Raw genomic sequence first — 16,785 nt, 5'->3', positions numbered from 1 at the left:
CGCATGGCGGATAACGTTCGCTTCACGCTCAACGGCGAACCGGTCGACGTCATCGGCCCCTCGCCGATGACGACGCTGCTCGACTGGCTGCGCGACCATCGCGGCCTCAGGGGCACCAAGGAGGGCTGCGCCGAGGGCGACTGCGGCGCCTGCACCGTGGTGCTGGAGGGCGACGAGTGTCACCACGAGGCGATCAATTCCTGCATTGCCCTGCTGGGCCAGATGGACGGTCAGTCGATCCGCACCGTCGAGGGATTGATAGGCAAGGACGGTGCACTCCATCCCGTGCAGCGCGCCCTGGCCGAGTCCGATGCCACGCAATGCGGCTTCTGCACGCCGGGCTTCGTGATGTCGGCCTATGCCTTCGCCTCGGGCGGCGAGCCGCCCGAGATGGAGCTCATCCACGATGCGCTGGCCGGCAATCTCTGCCGCTGCACCGGCTACCGGCCGATCGTCGATGCGATGAGGAAGGTGGCGGGTTTGGCGACCGACTCGGCCGCGCCGCCGCCGGCCCGCACCGTGTCGCCGGTGTTCGACGGCATCTTCTTCGCGCCGCGCTCGCTCGCCGAGCTCGTGGCCTTGCGCGCCGAGCATCCCGACGCCCTGCTGCTCGCGGGCGGCACCGATCTCGGACTTCTGGCCAGCCGCGCGCGCAAGCCGCCAACGGCCGTGATCCATGTCGCGCACGTGCCCGAGCTGAACGTCGTCGAAGCCGGCGAGAAGCATCTCGCCTTCGGTGCCACCGTGACCTACGCGCGGGCGATGCCGATCCTGGTCGAGGCTTTCCCGCCGCTGCGGACCTATCTCGCGCGGCTCGGCTCGCGGCAGATCCGCACCCTGGGCACGATCGGCGGCAACCTCGGCAACGCCTCGCCGATCGGCGACATGCCGCCGGTCCTGCTGGCCCTGGAGACGACGGTCAAGCTGGCCTCGCGCCGCGGCGTGCGCGAGCTGCCGCTGGAGGACTTCTTCGTCGGCTATCGCAAGACCGCGCTGGCACCCGACGAGGTCATCCAGAGCTTCCGACTGCCGCGCCTGTGGCCGGGCGAGACCTTCCATTGCGACAAGGTCAGCAAGCGGCGCGACCAGGACATCTCGACCGTCGCCGGCGCCTACCGCCTCCGCGTCCGCAACGGTCGCATCGAGGAAGCGCGGCTTGCCTTCGGCGGCATGGCCGCGACGCCCAAGCGCGCCCGCCACGCCGAGGCCGCGCTCCTGAAGGACGGCTTCGACGCCGCGCGCGCCGCGCTGGCGCAGGACTTCCAGCCAATCGACGATTGGCGCGGCACGGCGGCCTATCGCTTGCAGGTCGCCGCCAACCTGCTGCGTCGGTTGGAGCTGCGTCTCGCCGAGCCGCAGCGGCCAGTCGAGGTGGAGGCGCTGTGAAAGGCGTCCATGCCTCGCTGCGCCACGATTCGGCGCTGAAGCACGTTACCGGCCAGGCGCTGTATATCGACGACATGCCGGAGCCCGCCGGCACGCTGCATGCCGCGCTCGTGCTGAGCCCGATCGCCCACGGCCGCCTTCGGAAGGTCGAGGTGCCGTCCTCGCCGGGGGTCGTCGCCGTGCTCGGCCCGGATGATATCCTCGGCAAGAACGACGTGGCGCCGGTCGGCAGCGACGAGCCGCTGTTCGCGACGACCCACGTCTTCCATGCCGGCCAGCCGCTCCTGATGGTGGTGGCGACGACCCTCGACGCAGCGCGACATGCGGCGGAGCGGGCGACCATCGAGATCGACGCCGAGCCCGCCATCCTCGACATCGAGACAGCGCTGGCGGCCAAGGCTTATGTGCAGGCGCCGTCGACGGTGCTGCGCGGCGATCCCGACGCGGCGATGAAGGCGGCGCCGCACAGGCTCAGTGCCGAGTTCACCGTCGGCGGGCAGGAGCACTTCTACCTCGAGGGCCAGATCGCCTTCGCCCAGCCGGGCGAGGATGGCGACACCGTCGTGCACAGCTCGACCCAGCATCCGACCGAGGTGCAGCACATCTGCGCCCGGGTGCTGGGCTGCGACTACAATCGCGTGACCGCCGTGGTGCGCCGGCTGGGCGGCGGCTTCGGCGGCAAGGAGAGCAATGCGTCATGGGTCGCGGCCGCGGCGGCGCTGGCGGCGAACCACACCGGCAAGCCGGTGAAGCTCCGCCTGCCGCGCGAAACAGACATGATCGCGACCGGCAAGCGCCATCCCTTCCTCTACCGCTACACCGTGGGCTTCGACGATGAGGGCCGCGTGCTGGCGCTCGATGCCATGCTGGCGGCGGATGCCGGCTGGAGCCTCGACCTCACGCCCGGCGTGGTCGGGCGCGCGCTGACCCACACCGACAACGCCTACTGGATCCCGCACTTCCGCGCCGTCGGCTATGCCTGCAAGACGCACAAGCAGTCGAACACCGCGTTCCGCGGCTTCGGCGGCCCGCAGGGCGTGGTGGTGATGGAGGATGCGCTCGACCGCATCGCCCATCGTCTCGGCCGCGATCCCGTCGAGGTGCGCGCGCTCAATTTCTACAGCGACGCCGGCGACGAGACGCCCTATGGCCAGAAGGTCGAGGGCAATCTCCTGCCGCGCGTCTGGGCAGAGGTGAAGCAGGAGGCGGATTGGGAACGCCGCCGCGCCGAGGTCGATGCCTTCAACCGGACGAGCCCGGTGCTGAAGCGTGGGCTCGGCCTGTTCCCGCTGAAGTTCGGCATTTCCTTCAACATTCCGCACATGAACCAGGCGGGCGCGCTGGTGCACGTCTATACCGATGGCTCGATCCGCCTGAATCATGGCGGCACCGAGATGGGGCAGGGACTGTTCATCAAGGTGGCGCAGGTCGTGGCCGAGGTCTTCAAGGTCGATATCGACCGCATCCGGGCGAGCGCGACCTCGACCGCCGAGGTGCCCAACACCTCGCCGACCGCCGCGTCGACCGGTTCCGATCTCAACGGCTGGGCGGCCTATGCGGCGGCCAACACCATCAAGCAGCGCATGATCGCCTTCGCCGCCGAGCATTTCGGCGTGGCCGAGAGCGAGATCGAGTTCGCCGACAGTACCGTTCGCATCGCCAAGCCGGGCAGCAACCAGGTGGTGAGCTTCAACGAGCTCGCCAAGCTCTGCTATCTCGGCCGCGTGTCGCTCAGCTCGACCGGCTACTACAAGACGCCGAAGATCCACTGGGACGGCGCCAAGATGAAGGGCCGGCCGTTCTTCTATTTCTCCTTCGGCGCGGCGGCGGTCGAGGTGGCGATCGACACCTTGACCGGCGAATCCCGAGTGCTGCGCGCCGACCTGGTGCAGGATTGCGGCCAGTCGCTCAATCCGGCGATCGATCTCGGCCAGATCGAGGGCGCCTTCGTGCAGGGCCAGGGGTGGCTGACCTGCGAGGAGCTGTGGTGGGACACGGAGGGCCGCCTGCGCACCGTCGGTCCCTCGACCTACAAGATCCCCGGCAGCCGCGACGCGCCCGCGATCTTCAACGTGAAGATGCTCGAGAATGCGCCCAACCTGGAAGCGACGATCTTCCGCTCCAAGGCGGTCGGCGAGCCGCCGCTGATGCTGGCGACCGCCGTCTGGACCGCGCTCAAGGACGCCATCGCCGCCACCGGCGACGGCAGGACCGCCGTGCGATTGGATGCGCCGGCAACGCCCGAGCGCATTCTCGCGGCGATCGCTAAGCTCAGGACCTAACCCGGAGGAGACAATGGACGTACGCATGGATGGCCGCGTGGCCGTGATCACGGGCTCGAGCACGGGCCTCGGGCTCGCGATGGCCAAGGAATTCGCCGCCTCGGGTGGCTCGGTGGCGCTGCTGGCGCGCAAGGCCGACGCGCTCGCCGCGGCCAAGGCCGAGGTACAGAAGGCCGCCGGCAAGTCGAACGGCCGCTTCGAGGCTTATTCCTGTGACGTGTCCAAGGCCGAGCCGATCGCCGAGACCTGGAAGAAGGTCGAAGCCGACTTTGGCAAGGTCGATATCCTGGTGAACAACGCCGGCATCAGCCATGCCAAGCCGTTCGAGACGGTGACCGACGAGGACTGGCAGGGCGATCTCGACCTCAAGCTGTTCGCCGCCATCCGCCTCTGCCGGCTGGCGCTACCCGGCATGAAGCAGCGCAAGTGGGGCCGCATCGTCAACGTGCTCAATATCGGCGCCAAGGCGCCGGGCGCCGACTCGACGCCGACCAGCGTCAGCCGCGCCGCGGGCCTCGCCCTCACCAAGGCGATGTCGAAGGAGAACGCGCCGCACAACGTGCTGGTGAATGCGATGCTGGTCGGCCTGATCGAGAGCGACCAGTGGGCGCGCCGCCACAAGGGTCCGGCCGGCGCCGGCAAGAGCTACCAGGAGTTCCTCGACGGCATGGCCAAGGGCCGCATCCCGATCGGCCGCATGGGCAAGGCCGAGGAGTTCGCCCGCATGGCCTGCTTCCTCTGCTCCGACGCCGGCTCCTTCATCACCGGCGTGGCGATCAACGTCGACGGCGGCGCGAGCCCGGTCGTGTGACGGAACGGCATCGCTTCATCCTGCAGGCGTACCATCCGGAGTATGCCTGCCCGACCTTCGAGACGATGTTCATGGTCGAGCGTCTCGACGAGCTGCAGGCGCTGCTCGGTCCCGATGCGCGAAGCGATCCGGAGATCCAACAGCTTTATTGGCTCGAGCCGGCGGACCTCGTCGCCCTCTCGGCGCGTTTCGGCGTCACGTTCGATGGCGGCGATCGCGATGTCGCTCTGCGCAGATGGCACAGCACCCGCGAGCCTCCTTATCTCGTCCACACCGGTTACGAATTGCCGCTGCTATTGGACGGGCGCAAGAAACTCGCGCGCTTCCATCACGAATACCCGCCGCATCAGCATGGCTGGGAAGACCAGTTCGACCACTTCGTGGCGCAGGGCCTGCTGCACAAGGAGGTCGACGTCGAGGCGTTCGACAAGCCGCACCGGCACGCCAGCGGGCCTGTCTTCGAAGGCCTGCGTACGGCCTGGTACGCGCCGAAGGGCGAGGAATGGCGGATCGCGGCGTTTCGCCTGATCGAGAAGACCAAGGGCGGCTGGAACGACACGCTCGAGCGGCTGGAGGGCATGCTCTACGGCTACGAGGATTGGCAGAACGACTGGTGGGCCGACTATCGCCGGCGCAAGCTCAGCCAGTTCGGCACCTCTCTCGTCTATGCCGCGCTTTCGCCGGCCGAGCTGGCAGCGGTCGAGTTCGCCGGCTTTCGCTCCCTGCCGGCGCTTGATCGTCCTCTACCGGTGATCAGCTCGTTCGATGACGATCTGACGGAAGACGAGCGGCAACGCCTTGGATCGATCTTGATTCGCTTCCGGGTCAAGGCGGCGCCCTTCCTCAGTCTGATGGCGAATCCGCGGGAACGCGGCCATGTGATGCGCGCCGACCAGATCAAGGACGTCAACGGTCTCCTCTTGGAGAAAATCGAAGTCGTGGCGCAGTAACTCCGGACGACCGAACGAGGTTGCTGCCGACTTCTCCTTGATATGAACCGCACACAGGGTTGACCGCGCGTGCCGCACGCCTAGCTTGGTCGAAGCGTAGCGGTCGCGCGAACGACGTTCGATACCCAACCACGCACGCCGTGGGAGGCCGCTCTACGAAGCTGGATCGATTCCGACCCTCAACACGGAGCGTGCGATGAGGCTGAATACCACGCAGATCGAGCAGACCCTGACCCAGTTCCCGGCCGAGCCGATACCCGCCGATCATCCGGCGGCGGCCAAGCTGGAAGGCCTGTTCGGCGATCACACCTTCTTCCTCGACGGCAACGGGTTGAACATCGTCGAACCGCTCGACAAGGAAGAGCGCAACGGCGGTCCGTCCTGTGTCGTGCTGAATGTCGCGAGCTGGGCCGACTCCTCCGGGCAGAGCCTGCAGCCGCACGAGCCCGAATCGACCGACCGGACGGTCTTCCTCGAGTTCGAGGAACCGCACTGAGCGGCTAAGGAGAGCGACCCGGCGGCGTGACGTTCCAGCCGCGCCGCAGCGCCTCGAGGTCGCGCTCGACCCATTGCCAGACGTCCCAGCCGGGAGCAAACAGGTCGATCGTCATCTCGCGGCCGCCATGATGGCGAGATATTTTACCGCTTCCGGGCCGAGCGCGGGGTCGTCCTTCGGCGCCGTCAAGAGATCCGGCGGCTCGATGCCGGGCAGGTCGCCGACGTCGAACGCCTCGTGCCGCAGGAGATAGTGGCCCGCGGCGACGACGCTGGCGGCGTGGCTGAGCGGTCGTCCGCCGGCCAGCGCCACCTGGCGCATGGCGCCCAGGACGGCGTCGCTTTCGTGCAGGCCGACGGGCCGCATCGTCACCTGAGCGGCCCTACCTCAGGGGTTCGAGGATGCTGACGTAATTGGCGACAGCGGCGCCGCCCATGTTGAACACGCCGCCGACCTTGGCGTTCGAAAGCTGCAGCGCGCCGGGGGCGCTGCCATGGAGCTGCATCGCCGTCATGACGTGCATGCTGACGCCGGTCGCGCCGACCGGGTGGCCCTTGGCCTTCAGCCCGCCCGAGATATTGACCGGCAGCTTGCCGTCGCGCTCGACCCAGCCTTCGTGGATGGCGCGCTCGCCCTCGCCGGGCGCGGCGAGGCCCATGGCCTCGTACTCGATCAGCTCGGCCGATGTGAAGCAGTCGTGGCTCTCGACGAAGGAGAGATCGAGCAGGTCGAGCCGGGCCTCGGCCAGCGCCTGCTTCCAGGCGAGCGCCGGGCCTTCGAACTTGATGATGTCGCGCTTGCTCATCGGCAGGAAGTCGTTGACGTGGCAAGCGGCGCGGAAGGCGATCGCCTGCTTCATGCCGAGCGCCGTGCCGACGTCGGCCAGCACCACGGCGGCCGCACCGTCGGTCACCGGCGAGCAGTCGGTGCGCTTCAGCGGCCCCGCGACGAACGGGTTCTTGTCCGAGGGCGTGCGGCAGAACTCGTAGGCGAACTCCTTCTGGAAGTGCGCATAGGGGTTCTTGGCGCCGTTCTTGTGCGCCTTGACCGCGATCTTGGCGAGTGCGTCGGACTTGTCGCCGTAGCGCTGGAAGTAGGCCGAGGTGATCTTGCCGAAGATGCCGGCGAAGCCCGCCTCGATGTCGGCCTCCTCGGCGACGTACGAGGCCTTGATCAGCACCTCGCCGGCCTGGGCCGAATTGAGCTCGGTCATCTTCTCGACGCCGACCACCAGCACGAAGCGCGCCTTCTTGGCGGCGAGCGTATTGAGCCCCATGTGGATCGCGGCCGAGCCGGTGGCGCAGGCGTTTTCGACGCGGGTGCTGGGCTTGAAGCGCAGGTCGGGATGGGTCTGCAGCGCCAGCGAGGAGTGGAACTCCTGGCGCACGAAGCCGCCGTTCATGTTGCCGACGTAGATGACGTCGATGTCCTTCGGCGAGAGGCCGGCATGGGCGATCGCCTCGGACGCCGCCTTCACGATCAGCGATTCGCTGGTCTCGCCGTCGAGCTTGCCGAACTTGCCGTGGGACCAACCGACGATACAGGCCGTCATGGGAGCACTCCTTTTGCCATGTGCATATACACTTAATCCGGACGCCCAGGCGAGCAAGCCGTGCGCGCAGGAGAATAGCTCATTGCAGCCCTATTTCCGCCTCCCCGGGGGTATTGACTGCGACCCTCAACCGGAGCGCAAAATCACCTCATGGCCGACACGCCGCCGACCCCTGAGCAACGCCCCAGCCCCCGCTGGCCGCTGATCCTGGGCGGGCTGCTGGGCGGCTTCCTGCTGGTCGCGGCCGGCCTGGGGCTGGGCTGGTACATCTTCTACCGGCCGATCGTGAACGTGGCGGTGCAACTGCCGCCGCCTCCGCTGCCGCCCGCGCCGCCGGGCCCCGACCAGGCGCAGCTCAAGGCGCTCGAGGACCAGATCGACAAGCAGAAGTCGGCCAACAAGCAGATCGAGGACCAGATCGCGGCGCTCAAGAACCGACTGCGCCAGGACGTCTGCACGGCCAAGGACCCGACGGGCAAGGACGGCGGCAAGGAGCCCGCCCAGACCCCGATGCCTCCTGGCGGGCAGAAGACCTAGCCTAGGGCACGCAGTCGCCGCGGTTGCCCGCCGGAATGGGGCTCAGCGGCATATCCATCTTGCAGTGATAGTCGAATGCCGCGCGCAGCGCCGGCGGGACGTGCGCCTTGGCCTGGATCGGCAGGATCCATCGGTTGTTGCGGTGCTCGACCTGGGCGCGGCTGTAGGTGAGGTCGCTGCCGTCGGAGAAGTAGACCGCGAGCGTGCCCTGGCCGCCGGCGAAGGCGATCTCGACGAGCAGCGCGCTGTTCTCCAGGCACTCGAAGCGCGGCGGGCTGCGCAAGGCGCCTTTCTCGGTGGTGCCGGCGACCGTCCAGCTCGTGAGCTGGCCGTCGCGCTTGGCCTCCGCCTTGAACGATCCGCAGGTCAAGCTGTCGCCGGTTTGCGCAAAGGCCGGACCGCATGCCAGCGTCGCTATCAGGGCGCCGGCGAGCAACCTCACTTGGAGCCTCACTTGGGCAGGCTCTCGAGCGCCTTCTTGGCCTCGGCGTCGTTCTGCGCCGCCGCCTGCTGCAGCCACGCCTTGGCGCGGCCTTGGTCGGCCGGCAGGCCGGCGCCGCCCTTGGCGAGCAGCAGCCCGTACTTGCGCTGCGCCTCGGGATTGCCGGCCAGCGCCGCGCGCTCGTACCAGTCGGCGGCGCGTGCGCCGTCGGGCGTGAAGCCGGCCTTGGCGGGCGTCTCCAGCGGATCGTAGAACGAGGCGAGCTCGACCTGCGCCGGCACGCTGCCGGCCTCGGCTGCGCGGCGCCACACCAGGAACGCGGCGTTCATTTCGCCAGCCTGCGCGAACTCCCTGCCCTTGGCCATCATCGCGTCGGGCGCCGGATTGGTCGCGAGATACTCGGCGACGGTCTCGCGCACGGACTTCTTCGGCGCGGCCGGCGTCGGCGCGGGTGTTGCCACCGGCGGCGCTGGCGCTGGCGCCGGCGCGGGCGCGGTGGGCGGCGTCGCCGAGGCGACGGTCTCCTGCGGCGATTCGATGAAGTTGGTGTAGGCATAGTAGCCCGCGCCGGCGAGCAGCAGCACGATCACCGTCGCGATCATCCATTTGGTGCGGCCGCCGCCTTCCGGTTCGACCGGCGGCAAGGGCTCGCGCTCGGCCCGCAGCTCGGGCATCGGCTCGGGTTCGGGTGGCGGCTCGAACGGCGGGGCAGGCGGCGGCGGCGGTTCTTCGACTGGCCGGCCGCGCAAGCGCACCGTGTCGTCGTGGCTGCGGCTCAGCGGATCGACGGCGCCCGAGGTCAGCATCTGCGGCCAGGCGACGACGGTGGTGCCGACCACGCCGATGTCGGGCTCCTGCACCCGCAGGCGAATGGTGGCGATGCCGGCCAGGCGATCGCAGATCTCGGGCCCGAGCTGGAACTCGAGCGTATCCCTGATGCGGACCACGCGGTCAGGCGACAGCCAGGTCTCGCTGCGCCGCCAGCCGTCGTCGGCGAGATGCGACTCCGGCCCCTGCTGGCGCTGGATCGAGATCGTGAGCCCGTCGGGCGAGGCCTCGAGCTCGGTGATCCGGAGGGTCGCGTAGCCGGGATCGGCCAGCGGCAGGACGGCAGCGCGCATCGATCAGGCCGCCATCTGCACCTGGCGCAGGATCAGGCCGAGCTGCTCGTTCTGCTCGGCGGTGATCTCGCGGCCGCCTTCGTAGCCGACATTGTCCATGGCGAGCTGCAGGAAGGCGCGCATCCAGTCGCGGCAATAGTCGGCGTAAATGGAGCTCGGGTCCTCGCTCAATAAAGGCGCGCCGTCCGGCGGCGTCGGGTTCTGGAAGACGCGGCGGGTCGGCGCGCCGGGCGGCAGGCCGGGCCGCTGCTCGACCGGGAGCTGGTCGAAGCCCAGCGCGCTGACATAGCCGTTCAGCGCCGAGGCGGCGGTGCGCACCTGGCGCTCGGCGATGTCCTCCCACTTGGCGTTGGCGGCGTTCTCCAGCGCCCGCACGTCGACCGAGAGCTGGTCGACCAGGCGCAGGCGATGGGCGCCGACCACCAGCTCGTCGATCAGCCAGCCGAGATGCTGTCGGTCGACGCCGAAGTGGGACAAAGCCTTCTCGTCGGCGCCGATGCGCCGCATGTTCTCCAGCCAGTACTCGGCGGCCTCGCGCGCGAAGCGCTCGGCGCGGTCCTCCAGCACGCCGGCCGGCGGCGCCTTGCGCCCGTCCTCATCGCCAAAAACGTCGGCGAATATAGCGCCGAGATCGACGGTGGCGCCGCTCGATTGCGTCACCTGGCCCGGCATCTTGCCGTTCTTGCGCTCGGGCTCGCCCTCGGCGGCGCGGGCGGTGGCGATGCGCAGGTAGATGTCGCGCAGGGCGGAGTCCGCGACCTGCAGGGCGGCCACCAGCTCGCCGAACAGCTGCTGCTGGATGCAGGTGGCGAGGCCGCGCAGCACAGCGTGGACCAGGTCGCGCTTCTTGGCGCGCGCGTCGCCGTCGGCGGCGCTGTGGAAGCCGGCCAGCCGGTCGACCAGGCGATGGAGCTGCACGTCGAGCTGGCCGCGCACCTGGGCGCGCTTGATCGCCGGGTCGCAGACCGGGATCAGGCTGTTCACGAGATAGGAGACGCCGCCGTCATTGGCCTTGAAGGCCTCGTCCCAGGCGCGCGCCGGATTGCCGAAATGGCGCTGCACGTCGAAGTTCTCGACAAAGTGCTGGCGCAATTCGACGGCGCGCTGGGCGAAGGCCTCGGCGACGCCGGTCTCGCGCGTGCCGTCGTGGTCCATCAGGCGCTCGTCGAGGACCGTCGGGTTGCGCAGCCAGAAGGTGTTGTCGAACGGCCGGCCGTTCCAGTTGCCGGGCCATTCGCCGCGGAAGTTGTTGACCAGCGAGTTGTTGAGGCGCGCCGACCAGCGCAGCTTGCGCGATTCCTCGGTCTCGCCCGCCTTCTGCTCGAACTCGCGGTCCATCTTGGTGAGCACCAGGAACAGCGAGTTCTTCTGCTTGACGCGCTCGGCCGGGGTGGCGCCGATCGTCTGGTCGATCCACGCCGTCATCATGTCCGAGAGGTCGCGGACCTCCTGGTTGCCGTCGGGGATGCAGAGCAGGATGGCCGACAGCTCGCGCTCGGCCGAATAGCGCTGGAAGAGATAGGCGACCTTGCCGCGCAGCAGCAGCTCGCGCAGCGGGTTGGCGCCCTCGGCGACGCCCTTGGCCTTGGCGACGTCCTCGAGGTTGGCGAGCTTGAGCCGCGAGCGCGCGCCCGGGAAGTCGAGCAGGTCGGTGTGGTCGAAGAAGTCCCACGGCTTCTCGGCGATCGCCACCGACAGCTCGGCGGTCAGCCCGCAGATCAGCGAGCGCGGCAGGCGCGTGTCCTCGACGCTCTTGCGGTCGGCCGGACGCGGCCGCACCAGCAGCGTGTCGGCGGCATCGGTGCCGAGCTTGTCGAGCGTCAGCACGTCGATGATGCTCTTCTCGCGCGGGATCAGGGCATCCATGCCGAGCAGGGCCTCGGGCGCGAAGGAGAGCTTCTCCAGGCCCTCGTAGAGCATCAGGTAGAGATCGGTGAAGGGCTGGAAGTCGTACCACAGCACCGACCACAGGCGCGCCCTGTCACGGCCGCTGAGCCGCGGCGCCAATTCGATTGCCTCGCGCCAGTACTCGGTGCGGAGCTCGGCGGTGACGCCGGCGAAGAAGGTGTCGAAATACTCGATCAGGTCGAGCACGTCGTCGGCATCGAGGTCGCCCGGCGGCTTGGGCAGCACCTGGGTGCGCAGCTCGGCGAGGCGCTTGCGGATCGCCGTGCCGTCCGGCTTCTCGAACGCGGCCTTCTGGTGGTCGAAGTCGAGCAGGAAGGAGTTGCCCAGGATCTTGACGATGTCGGTCTGGGTCAAAAGCCGCACCCGCACCGGGAAGTCGGGCGTGACGTCGCTGAGGCCGAGGCCGAAGCGGGTGACGAGGCCGGTGGACTCGCGATTGCCCGGCGGGTTGATCTCGCGCAGGAAGTCGTAGCTCTTGTTGCCGAACTTGGCCTGCAGCGGGCGGCCGTCGCGGCTCGCCAGGATCGAGACGAGGTACGACTTGCCGGCCTGGCTGGGGCCGAACACGCCGGCGCACATGCGGCGGCGGGCGGCGCGCGCGAGCTTGCGGCTCTGGTTGCGAACCTTCTGCAGCTCGCTGATCAGCGACGGCGCCTGTTGGGCGACGGTCGGCGACTGGTTGGCGGCATCCTTCAGCCAGGCGACGCCCTCGCTCGCGGCGACCGCCAGCGATTCGCACTCCTGGGCCAGTTTCAGATCGACGGTGTCCATACGTGTTTAACCTGTCTTGAGCATGCCGGTGTCGAGCCAGTAGCCCTCGCGCCGCGGCAGGGTTTGAAGACGAAGCGTGAGCCGATCGAGCGCCACGGCGCGGCCGTCTCGGTTGGTCACCTGGCGAAGGCGGAAGCGCTCGACGTCGCCCGAATCCTTGTCCTTGGGCTTGACGCGAGCCAGAGCAATCCTGAACGGAGTCTCGCGGGCGTGCCGCTCGGCATATTCGGGCCGCGCGAACTCCAGCGCATAGAGCCGCGCCGCCGGCCAGCGCACCAGGTCGAGCTGGCGCGCGCCCAGCCACATCGGTCCGCGGAACTCGAAGGCGATTTCCGGCAGCTCGTACTCGCGATTGTCGAGATCGACATCGGCGTAGACGAGGTCTTCCTTCTGCAGCCGGCCGCCGCCGTCGAGCTTGCCGATGAACTTGGCGATGCTCTTGGAGCGCAGCAGGTCGGAGCGGAAGGAGAAGTCCGGAAGCTGCGACTGCGCCAGCGCCGCGATCATCGCGCCGACCGCGACGGTGGTCTTGGGATCCTCGACCCGCAGGCGGGCGTCGCGGAACGGATACCAGGCGCCGACGCGATACTCGTGCAGCGCGATCACCCGCTCCGGCGGCAGCGGCAGCAGCTCCATCAAGAGCGCGCGGATGCCGGGCAGGCGCGAGGGCCGGCCCGAGAGCAGCAGGATGTCGCAATCGTAGGCGTGCACGATCTCGGCGAGCGGCGCCAGCACGCGCGCCATCTCGGCGCGCACGGTCTTGTCGAGGCCGGGCAGGTCGACCGGGAACACCACGTTGCGGATGTCGAAGTCCTTGGCGCCACGCTTGCGGGCGGCATCGTTGACGAAGTTCACGACCTCCTGCGAGGGCTTGGCGCCGTTCGGGAAGAAGGACTCGTAGGTCCTGGGCTCGGCCGCGATCACGCCCGAGGTCGGGTCGTAGGTCTCGGCGGCGCGCAGCAGCTCCAGCGCGATCGGCTGGGCGATCTGCAGCGCGAACTGCTGGCGCAGGTTGCGCTGGATGGCGTCCTCGCCGCCGCGGTCGCCGCCCACCAGCTCGGCCATCAGGTCGGCCGGGTTGGCGATCCCTGATGTGCGCAACGCACTCTCAATTGGCGGCAGGACATGGGCCTGCACCACGCGCAGCAGGATGTCGTCGCCCGCGACGTTGAAGCCCTCGCGGAACCTCTGCTCGGGGAACAGGGTCACCGACGTGCCGGCGCCCTCGAGGCGGTACTTGTTGATGATCAGGTCGGTGGTGCCGCCGCCGACATCGATGCTGGCGATCGAGATCGTGCCGTCGGCCGGCTTGCCGCGCTTCTTGCCGGCGACCTGGAAGAAGCGGCGGGCATCGCCGCCGAAATTGCGGGCGACCTCGGTGTAGAGATAGACGAGCTGGGTGCACGACGCCTCGTCCCACTCGGTCAGCACGCGCGGCGCGGGGGCGGCGGCATCGTCGAGCTTCCAGCCCAGCATCATCCAGACCAGATCGCGCGCGGCCTCGGCGCGCTTCCTGAAGATCAGGCGCTCGGCGAGCGGCATGCCGGTCGGCAGGGTCAGCACGATGCGGCGCAGCCGCCGCGGCGTCTCGGCATGGGCGCGCCGGCCGCGCTGCTGCGGCGAGTTCATCAAGGTCAGCCCCTGCAGCAGGATCTCGGTCAGCGCGAAGGTCATGATCGAGGAGCGCGAGTAGAGCGGCTCGAACACCGGCAGATGATCGGCGCTGTCGGCTTCCGGCTCGACCAGGTGCAGCGGCTCGCCCTTCTGGTTCACGAGCTGCGCCATCGGGCCGGCCGCGGCCGGCATCGCCGTCTGGTCCTGGGCGTAGGCGATGTTGAAGCGCCATTCGCGCGTCTGGGCTTCCTCGTCCCACAGGTAGCGCTTGGGGCTCGACATGCCGGTGTTGCCCTCGGTGCCGCGACGGCGCGCAGCGAGGCGGGTGGCCTCCGGCCCGACACGGGTCATGGTCGGCCAGACGAAGGCGTCGGCGCGGCCGCCCAGACGCGACAGGTGGTTCTTGCCGAACCAGGCCTGGGCGAACTCGACGCGCGATTCGAACGGCCGCGTATACACGGCCTCCGGATGCGACAGGTCCCGCAGCGCAAGCTCGTAGCTGTCGTTGAGGTTGACGCCCAGCTCGCCGGCCGCCTCGATCAGCAGCCCACAGGTGCGCGAGTTGCCGACGTCGAGGACCAGGTCGACCTCGATCGCGCCGCGGCCCGGCCGCTCGGCATCGCCGACCAGCTTGATCGGCGGGAAGTGGATCGCCTCGGCGAGCAGGCCGAGGAAGGCGAGATAGCGCGCGGTGGCTTCCTGCGGCTTCTGCTTGATGTCGTTCTCGATCTCCTCCGCGGTGGCGCGCGGATGGATCTCGCGGAACAGCTCCTCAAGCCACTGGTTCAGCCAGCCCTGACGCAGCAGCCAGTGGTTGGCGCGCTGCTGCGGCGCCAGCGCGAACAGCGCGCCTGAGGTCACGTCCTTCGACGACGGGGCCAAATAGGCGCGGCCCTCGGCCTCGGCGATCAGGCCGGTGTCGAAGGCGAGCACGGCGCGGTAGCGCCAGCCCTGCTCGTCGCGGAAGCCCTCGCCGAAGCGCTGCTCGAGATCGACGATGCGGAGGCGCGCCCAGTCGGCCGGGCCTTCGCGGAACTGGTTGTTGGGCCGCACCTGCAGGAACGGCACCGGCACCCACTTGTCGAGGAACGGCGCCAGCGCGTCCTTGGCGGTGACCACGAGGTTGGGCTCGGCGGCGCGGCGGCGGCCGTTCTCGACCACCTCGTACTGGCCGCGGCCCTCGTCGAAATCGAGCTGCACCAGATCGTCGACCGACTGGGAGGCGGCGGCGTCATGGAAGCCCCATTCGCGCACGCGCAGCTTGGTCGGATCGAAGCCGAAATCGAGGAACTGGATGCCAGAGCGCGCGATCAGCGTCGTCGGGCTGGGATAGCTCGGCAGGCGGGCAAGGTCGCTCATGGGTACCTGTGCGGAAAATGCGCGTTAGTGGACATCATATGCGGCAAATCAACGGCCAATCTCGACATTGTAGGTGCGCTTGTCACCCGGCTGGCTGCCCTTGCACTGGGCGACGCCATCCTTGTCGACCTCGCAGTTGACGGTGTTGCGCGCATAGGTGCGGCCGTCGGTGCACTTGGGATTGGATTTCTCCTCGATCATCAGCTTGCCGTTGTCCCAGCGCGCCTCGGCCGGTGCCTCGCAGGTGGTGCCATTGGCCTGCACGAAGGAGACCTTGCCCTTGCCCTTGTCGTCGAGCGTGTAGCTGGGGCGGATGTCCTTCTCGCCGGTCGAGGCGGCCAGCCCGGTGCGCGAGCGCCAGTCGCCCTTGAGGAAGCCCAGCTCCTGCTTCTGCTTGGCATCGGGCGGCACGACCATCGGCTTGGGCTTCTCCTTCTCGGCCATCGACTTGTCCTGGCCGTCGGGACCCTTGTTGCCCTCCGGCCCCTTGTTGCCGTCGGGGCCCTTGTTGGCGGGATCCTTCATGTCCGGAGCCTTGTTGTCCGGACCCTTGGCATCGGCGCTCTTGTCGCCGGGCCCTTTGCCGTCGGGACCTTTCTCGTCGGCCTTGCCGACACCGATGCCCGGGGCTTTCTCGTCGGTCGCGGGGCCGCGCTCGATCGGTGCGCTGTTGCCTTCGACGACGCCGACGACACGACCCGGCACCACGACGCCGGCGGCGCAGTCGCCGCCCTTGCGCGCCAGCTCGTCGGTCAGGCGCGCGAGCTCGAGCCGCAGCGTCTCGTTGTCCTGCTGCAAGGTGGCGAGGCGAACGTTCTGCAGCTCCACCGGCTGGCGTACCGAGAAGGCCAGCGCACGATTGCGCGCCTCGGCCTCGAGGCTCGGCTCGAGATGCGGCAGATAAGGCCGCAGCAGCCAGGCGAGGCCGGCGAGCAGAAGCAGGAGCAGCAGCGCCAGCAGCAGCCACTGCCACCAGGTCGCGCGCTCGACCACGATGGCCGGCGCGACGGCAGGCGCCGACGCCAGCACCGCGGCCGGCGGCGCGGCCGCCGCGGCAACCGCCGGCATCGGCACGGCCGGCGCGGCCGCCAGGAATGAGCCCGGAAGCGCTGCGTCGGCCGAGAAGCCCCAGAAGGCCATCACCGGCTTGCCGTCGACGACGTAGAGCGTCTCCTCGCCCGGCGCGGTCAGGGCGTGACGCAGCAGGCGGGCGAAGTTGCGCTCGGCGCCTGAGCGCTGCGGCGCCTCCATCGACTCGGCGAGCGTCGCGAGATCGGCATGCAGGCGATGCACCGCCGCGGTGATGGCGCTGCGTTCGCTCTCGCCGAGATCGGCGAGGCGGCGGACCTCGCCGTCGAACGGCGCGTACCAGTCGATGCGGCGACCCGACGGATCGGCCTCGGGAATGGCGAGCAGGTCGGCATGCTCGCGCGACAGGCGCTGGGCGATCGCGGCGCGCAGCTGCGGCGCGGCGCGCCACACGGGATCGCCCGCAAGACCCAGCGCACGATAGCGCTGCAGCGGCTCACTGGTGAGAAGCGGTCCGGCCATCTGTC

The 16,785-nt window shown here is 69.1% G+C and carries 13 protein-coding genes; 6 read left to right on the top strand and 7 right to left on the bottom strand.

Annotated elements, in window-relative coordinates; genetic code table 11:
* Positions 1–3: 3 nt before the first annotated feature.
* The 5 genes from xdhA (at position 4) to J0J01_RS30240 (ending at position 5,925) form a co-directional block, all read left to right on the top strand.
* Positions 4–1,386, top strand: coding sequence for a xanthine dehydrogenase small subunit (gene xdhA, locus J0J01_RS30260; RefSeq protein ID WP_296387356.1), 1,383 nt, complete (start codon positions 4–6; stop codon positions 1,384–1,386).
* Entirely contained in the window at positions 1,383–3,668 is a 2,286-nt protein-coding gene (gene xdhB / locus J0J01_RS30255; RefSeq protein ID WP_296387355.1) for a xanthine dehydrogenase molybdopterin binding subunit, read from the top strand. Before xdhA ends, xdhB begins: the two co-directional genes overlap by 4 nt.
* A 13-nt stretch (positions 3,669–3,681) precedes the next feature.
* Entirely contained in the window at positions 3,682–4,479 is a 798-nt protein-coding gene (locus J0J01_RS30250; RefSeq protein WP_296387354.1) for an SDR family oxidoreductase, read from the top strand.
* Complete coding sequence (locus tag J0J01_RS30245; RefSeq protein WP_296387353.1) at positions 4,476–5,429, top strand: hypothetical protein; 954 nt, start codon at positions 4,476–4,478, stop codon at positions 5,427–5,429. The genes J0J01_RS30250 and J0J01_RS30245 overlap by 4 nt, the downstream gene beginning before the upstream one ends.
* Positions 5,430–5,625: 196 nt before the next feature.
* Positions 5,626–5,925: a hypothetical protein gene (locus J0J01_RS30240; RefSeq protein WP_296387352.1), complete on the top strand. Its 300-nt coding sequence runs from the start codon at positions 5,626–5,628 to the stop codon at positions 5,923–5,925.
* Positions 5,926–6,036: 111 nt separating this feature from the next.
* On the opposite strand, the gene J0J01_RS30235 is transcribed toward J0J01_RS30240, so the two are convergent.
* Both J0J01_RS30235 and J0J01_RS30230 read right to left on the bottom strand, forming a co-directional pair.
* On the bottom strand, positions 6,037–6,297 hold the full coding sequence (locus tag J0J01_RS30235; RefSeq protein ID WP_296387351.1) for a hypothetical protein: 261 nt from the start codon (positions 6,295–6,297) through the stop codon (positions 6,037–6,039).
* A 10-nt stretch (positions 6,298–6,307) separates the two neighbouring features.
* The gene (locus J0J01_RS30230; RefSeq protein ID WP_296387350.1) at positions 6,308–7,477 is read right to left on the bottom strand and encodes an acetyl-CoA acetyltransferase; all 1,170 of its coding nucleotides are present in this window, start codon (positions 7,475–7,477) and stop codon (positions 6,308–6,310) included.
* 150 nt (positions 7,478–7,627) lie between these two features.
* Between J0J01_RS30230 and J0J01_RS30225 the strand changes: the two genes are divergently transcribed.
* Positions 7,628–8,014 carry a hypothetical protein gene (locus tag J0J01_RS30225; protein WP_296387349.1) on the top strand — a complete coding sequence of 129 codons (387 nt, stop codon included), beginning with the start codon at positions 7,628–7,630 and terminating at the stop codon, positions 8,012–8,014.
* A gap of 1 nt (position 8,015) precedes the next feature.
* Here the strand turns inward: J0J01_RS30225 and J0J01_RS30220 are convergent, their stop codons facing one another.
* From J0J01_RS30220 to J0J01_RS30200, 5 genes are read right to left on the bottom strand one after another with little or no spacing between them, the layout of a single operon-like run.
* On the bottom strand, positions 8,016–8,456 hold the full coding sequence (locus tag J0J01_RS30220; RefSeq protein ID WP_296387348.1) for a hypothetical protein: 441 nt from the start codon (positions 8,454–8,456) through the stop codon (positions 8,016–8,018).
* Between the two features lie 8 nt (positions 8,457–8,464).
* On the bottom strand, positions 8,465–9,577 hold the full coding sequence (locus J0J01_RS30215; RefSeq protein ID WP_296387347.1) for a tetratricopeptide repeat protein: 1,113 nt from the start codon (positions 9,575–9,577) through the stop codon (positions 8,465–8,467).
* 3 nt (positions 9,578–9,580) lie between these two features.
* On the bottom strand, positions 9,581–12,256 hold the full coding sequence (locus J0J01_RS30210; protein ID WP_296387346.1) for a virulence factor SrfC family protein: 2,676 nt from the start codon (positions 12,254–12,256) through the stop codon (positions 9,581–9,583).
* Between the two features lie 6 nt (positions 12,257–12,262).
* Entirely contained in the window at positions 12,263–15,229 is a 2,967-nt protein-coding gene (locus J0J01_RS30205) for a virulence factor SrfB (protein ID WP_296387345.1), read from the bottom strand.
* A 48-nt stretch (positions 15,230–15,277) separates the two neighbouring features.
* A complete protein-coding gene (locus J0J01_RS30200; RefSeq protein WP_296387344.1) occupies positions 15,278–16,780 on the bottom strand; it encodes an SrfA family protein in 1,503 nt (500 codons plus the stop codon).
* Between the last annotated feature and the right edge of the window lie 5 nt (positions 16,781–16,785).

The sequence above is a fragment of the Reyranella sp. genome (assembly GCF_017305915.1).
Taxonomy (GTDB): Bacteria; Pseudomonadota; Alphaproteobacteria; order Reyranellales; family Reyranellaceae; genus Reyranella.
The sequence above is the reverse complement of the archived record's forward strand: the minus strand, read 5'-3'. Positions and strand labels throughout refer to the sequence as shown.

Bases quoted from the DNA above. Each gene is read 5' to 3' on its own strand.
- xdhA (WP_296387356.1), top strand. From the start codon at position 4: ATGGCGGATAACGTTCGCTTCACGCTCAACGGCGAACCGGTCGACGTC.
- J0J01_RS30250 (WP_296387354.1), top strand. From the start codon at position 3,682: ATGGACGTACGCATGGATGGCCGCGTGGCCGTGATCACGGGCTCGAGC.
- J0J01_RS30240 (WP_296387352.1), top strand. From the start codon at position 5,626: ATGAGGCTGAATACCACGCAGATCGAGCAGACCCTGACCCAGTTCCCG.
- J0J01_RS30230 (WP_296387350.1), bottom strand. From the start codon at position 7,477: ATGACGGCCTGTATCGTCGGTTGGTCCCACGGCAAGTTCGGCAAGCTC.
- J0J01_RS30225 (WP_296387349.1), top strand. From the start codon at position 7,628: ATGGCCGACACGCCGCCGACCCCTGAGCAACGCCCCAGCCCCCGCTGG.
- J0J01_RS30215 (WP_296387347.1), bottom strand. From the start codon at position 9,577: ATGCGCGCTGCCGTCCTGCCGCTGGCCGATCCCGGCTACGCGACCCTC.
- J0J01_RS30210 (WP_296387346.1), bottom strand. From the start codon at position 12,256: ATGGACACCGTCGATCTGAAACTGGCCCAGGAGTGCGAATCGCTGGCG.
- J0J01_RS30205 (WP_296387345.1), bottom strand. From the start codon at position 15,229: ATGAGCGACCTTGCCCGCCTGCCGAGCTATCCCAGCCCGACGACGCTG.
- J0J01_RS30200 (WP_296387344.1), bottom strand. From the start codon at position 16,780: ATGGCCGGACCGCTTCTCACCAGTGAGCCGCTGCAGCGCTATCGTGCG.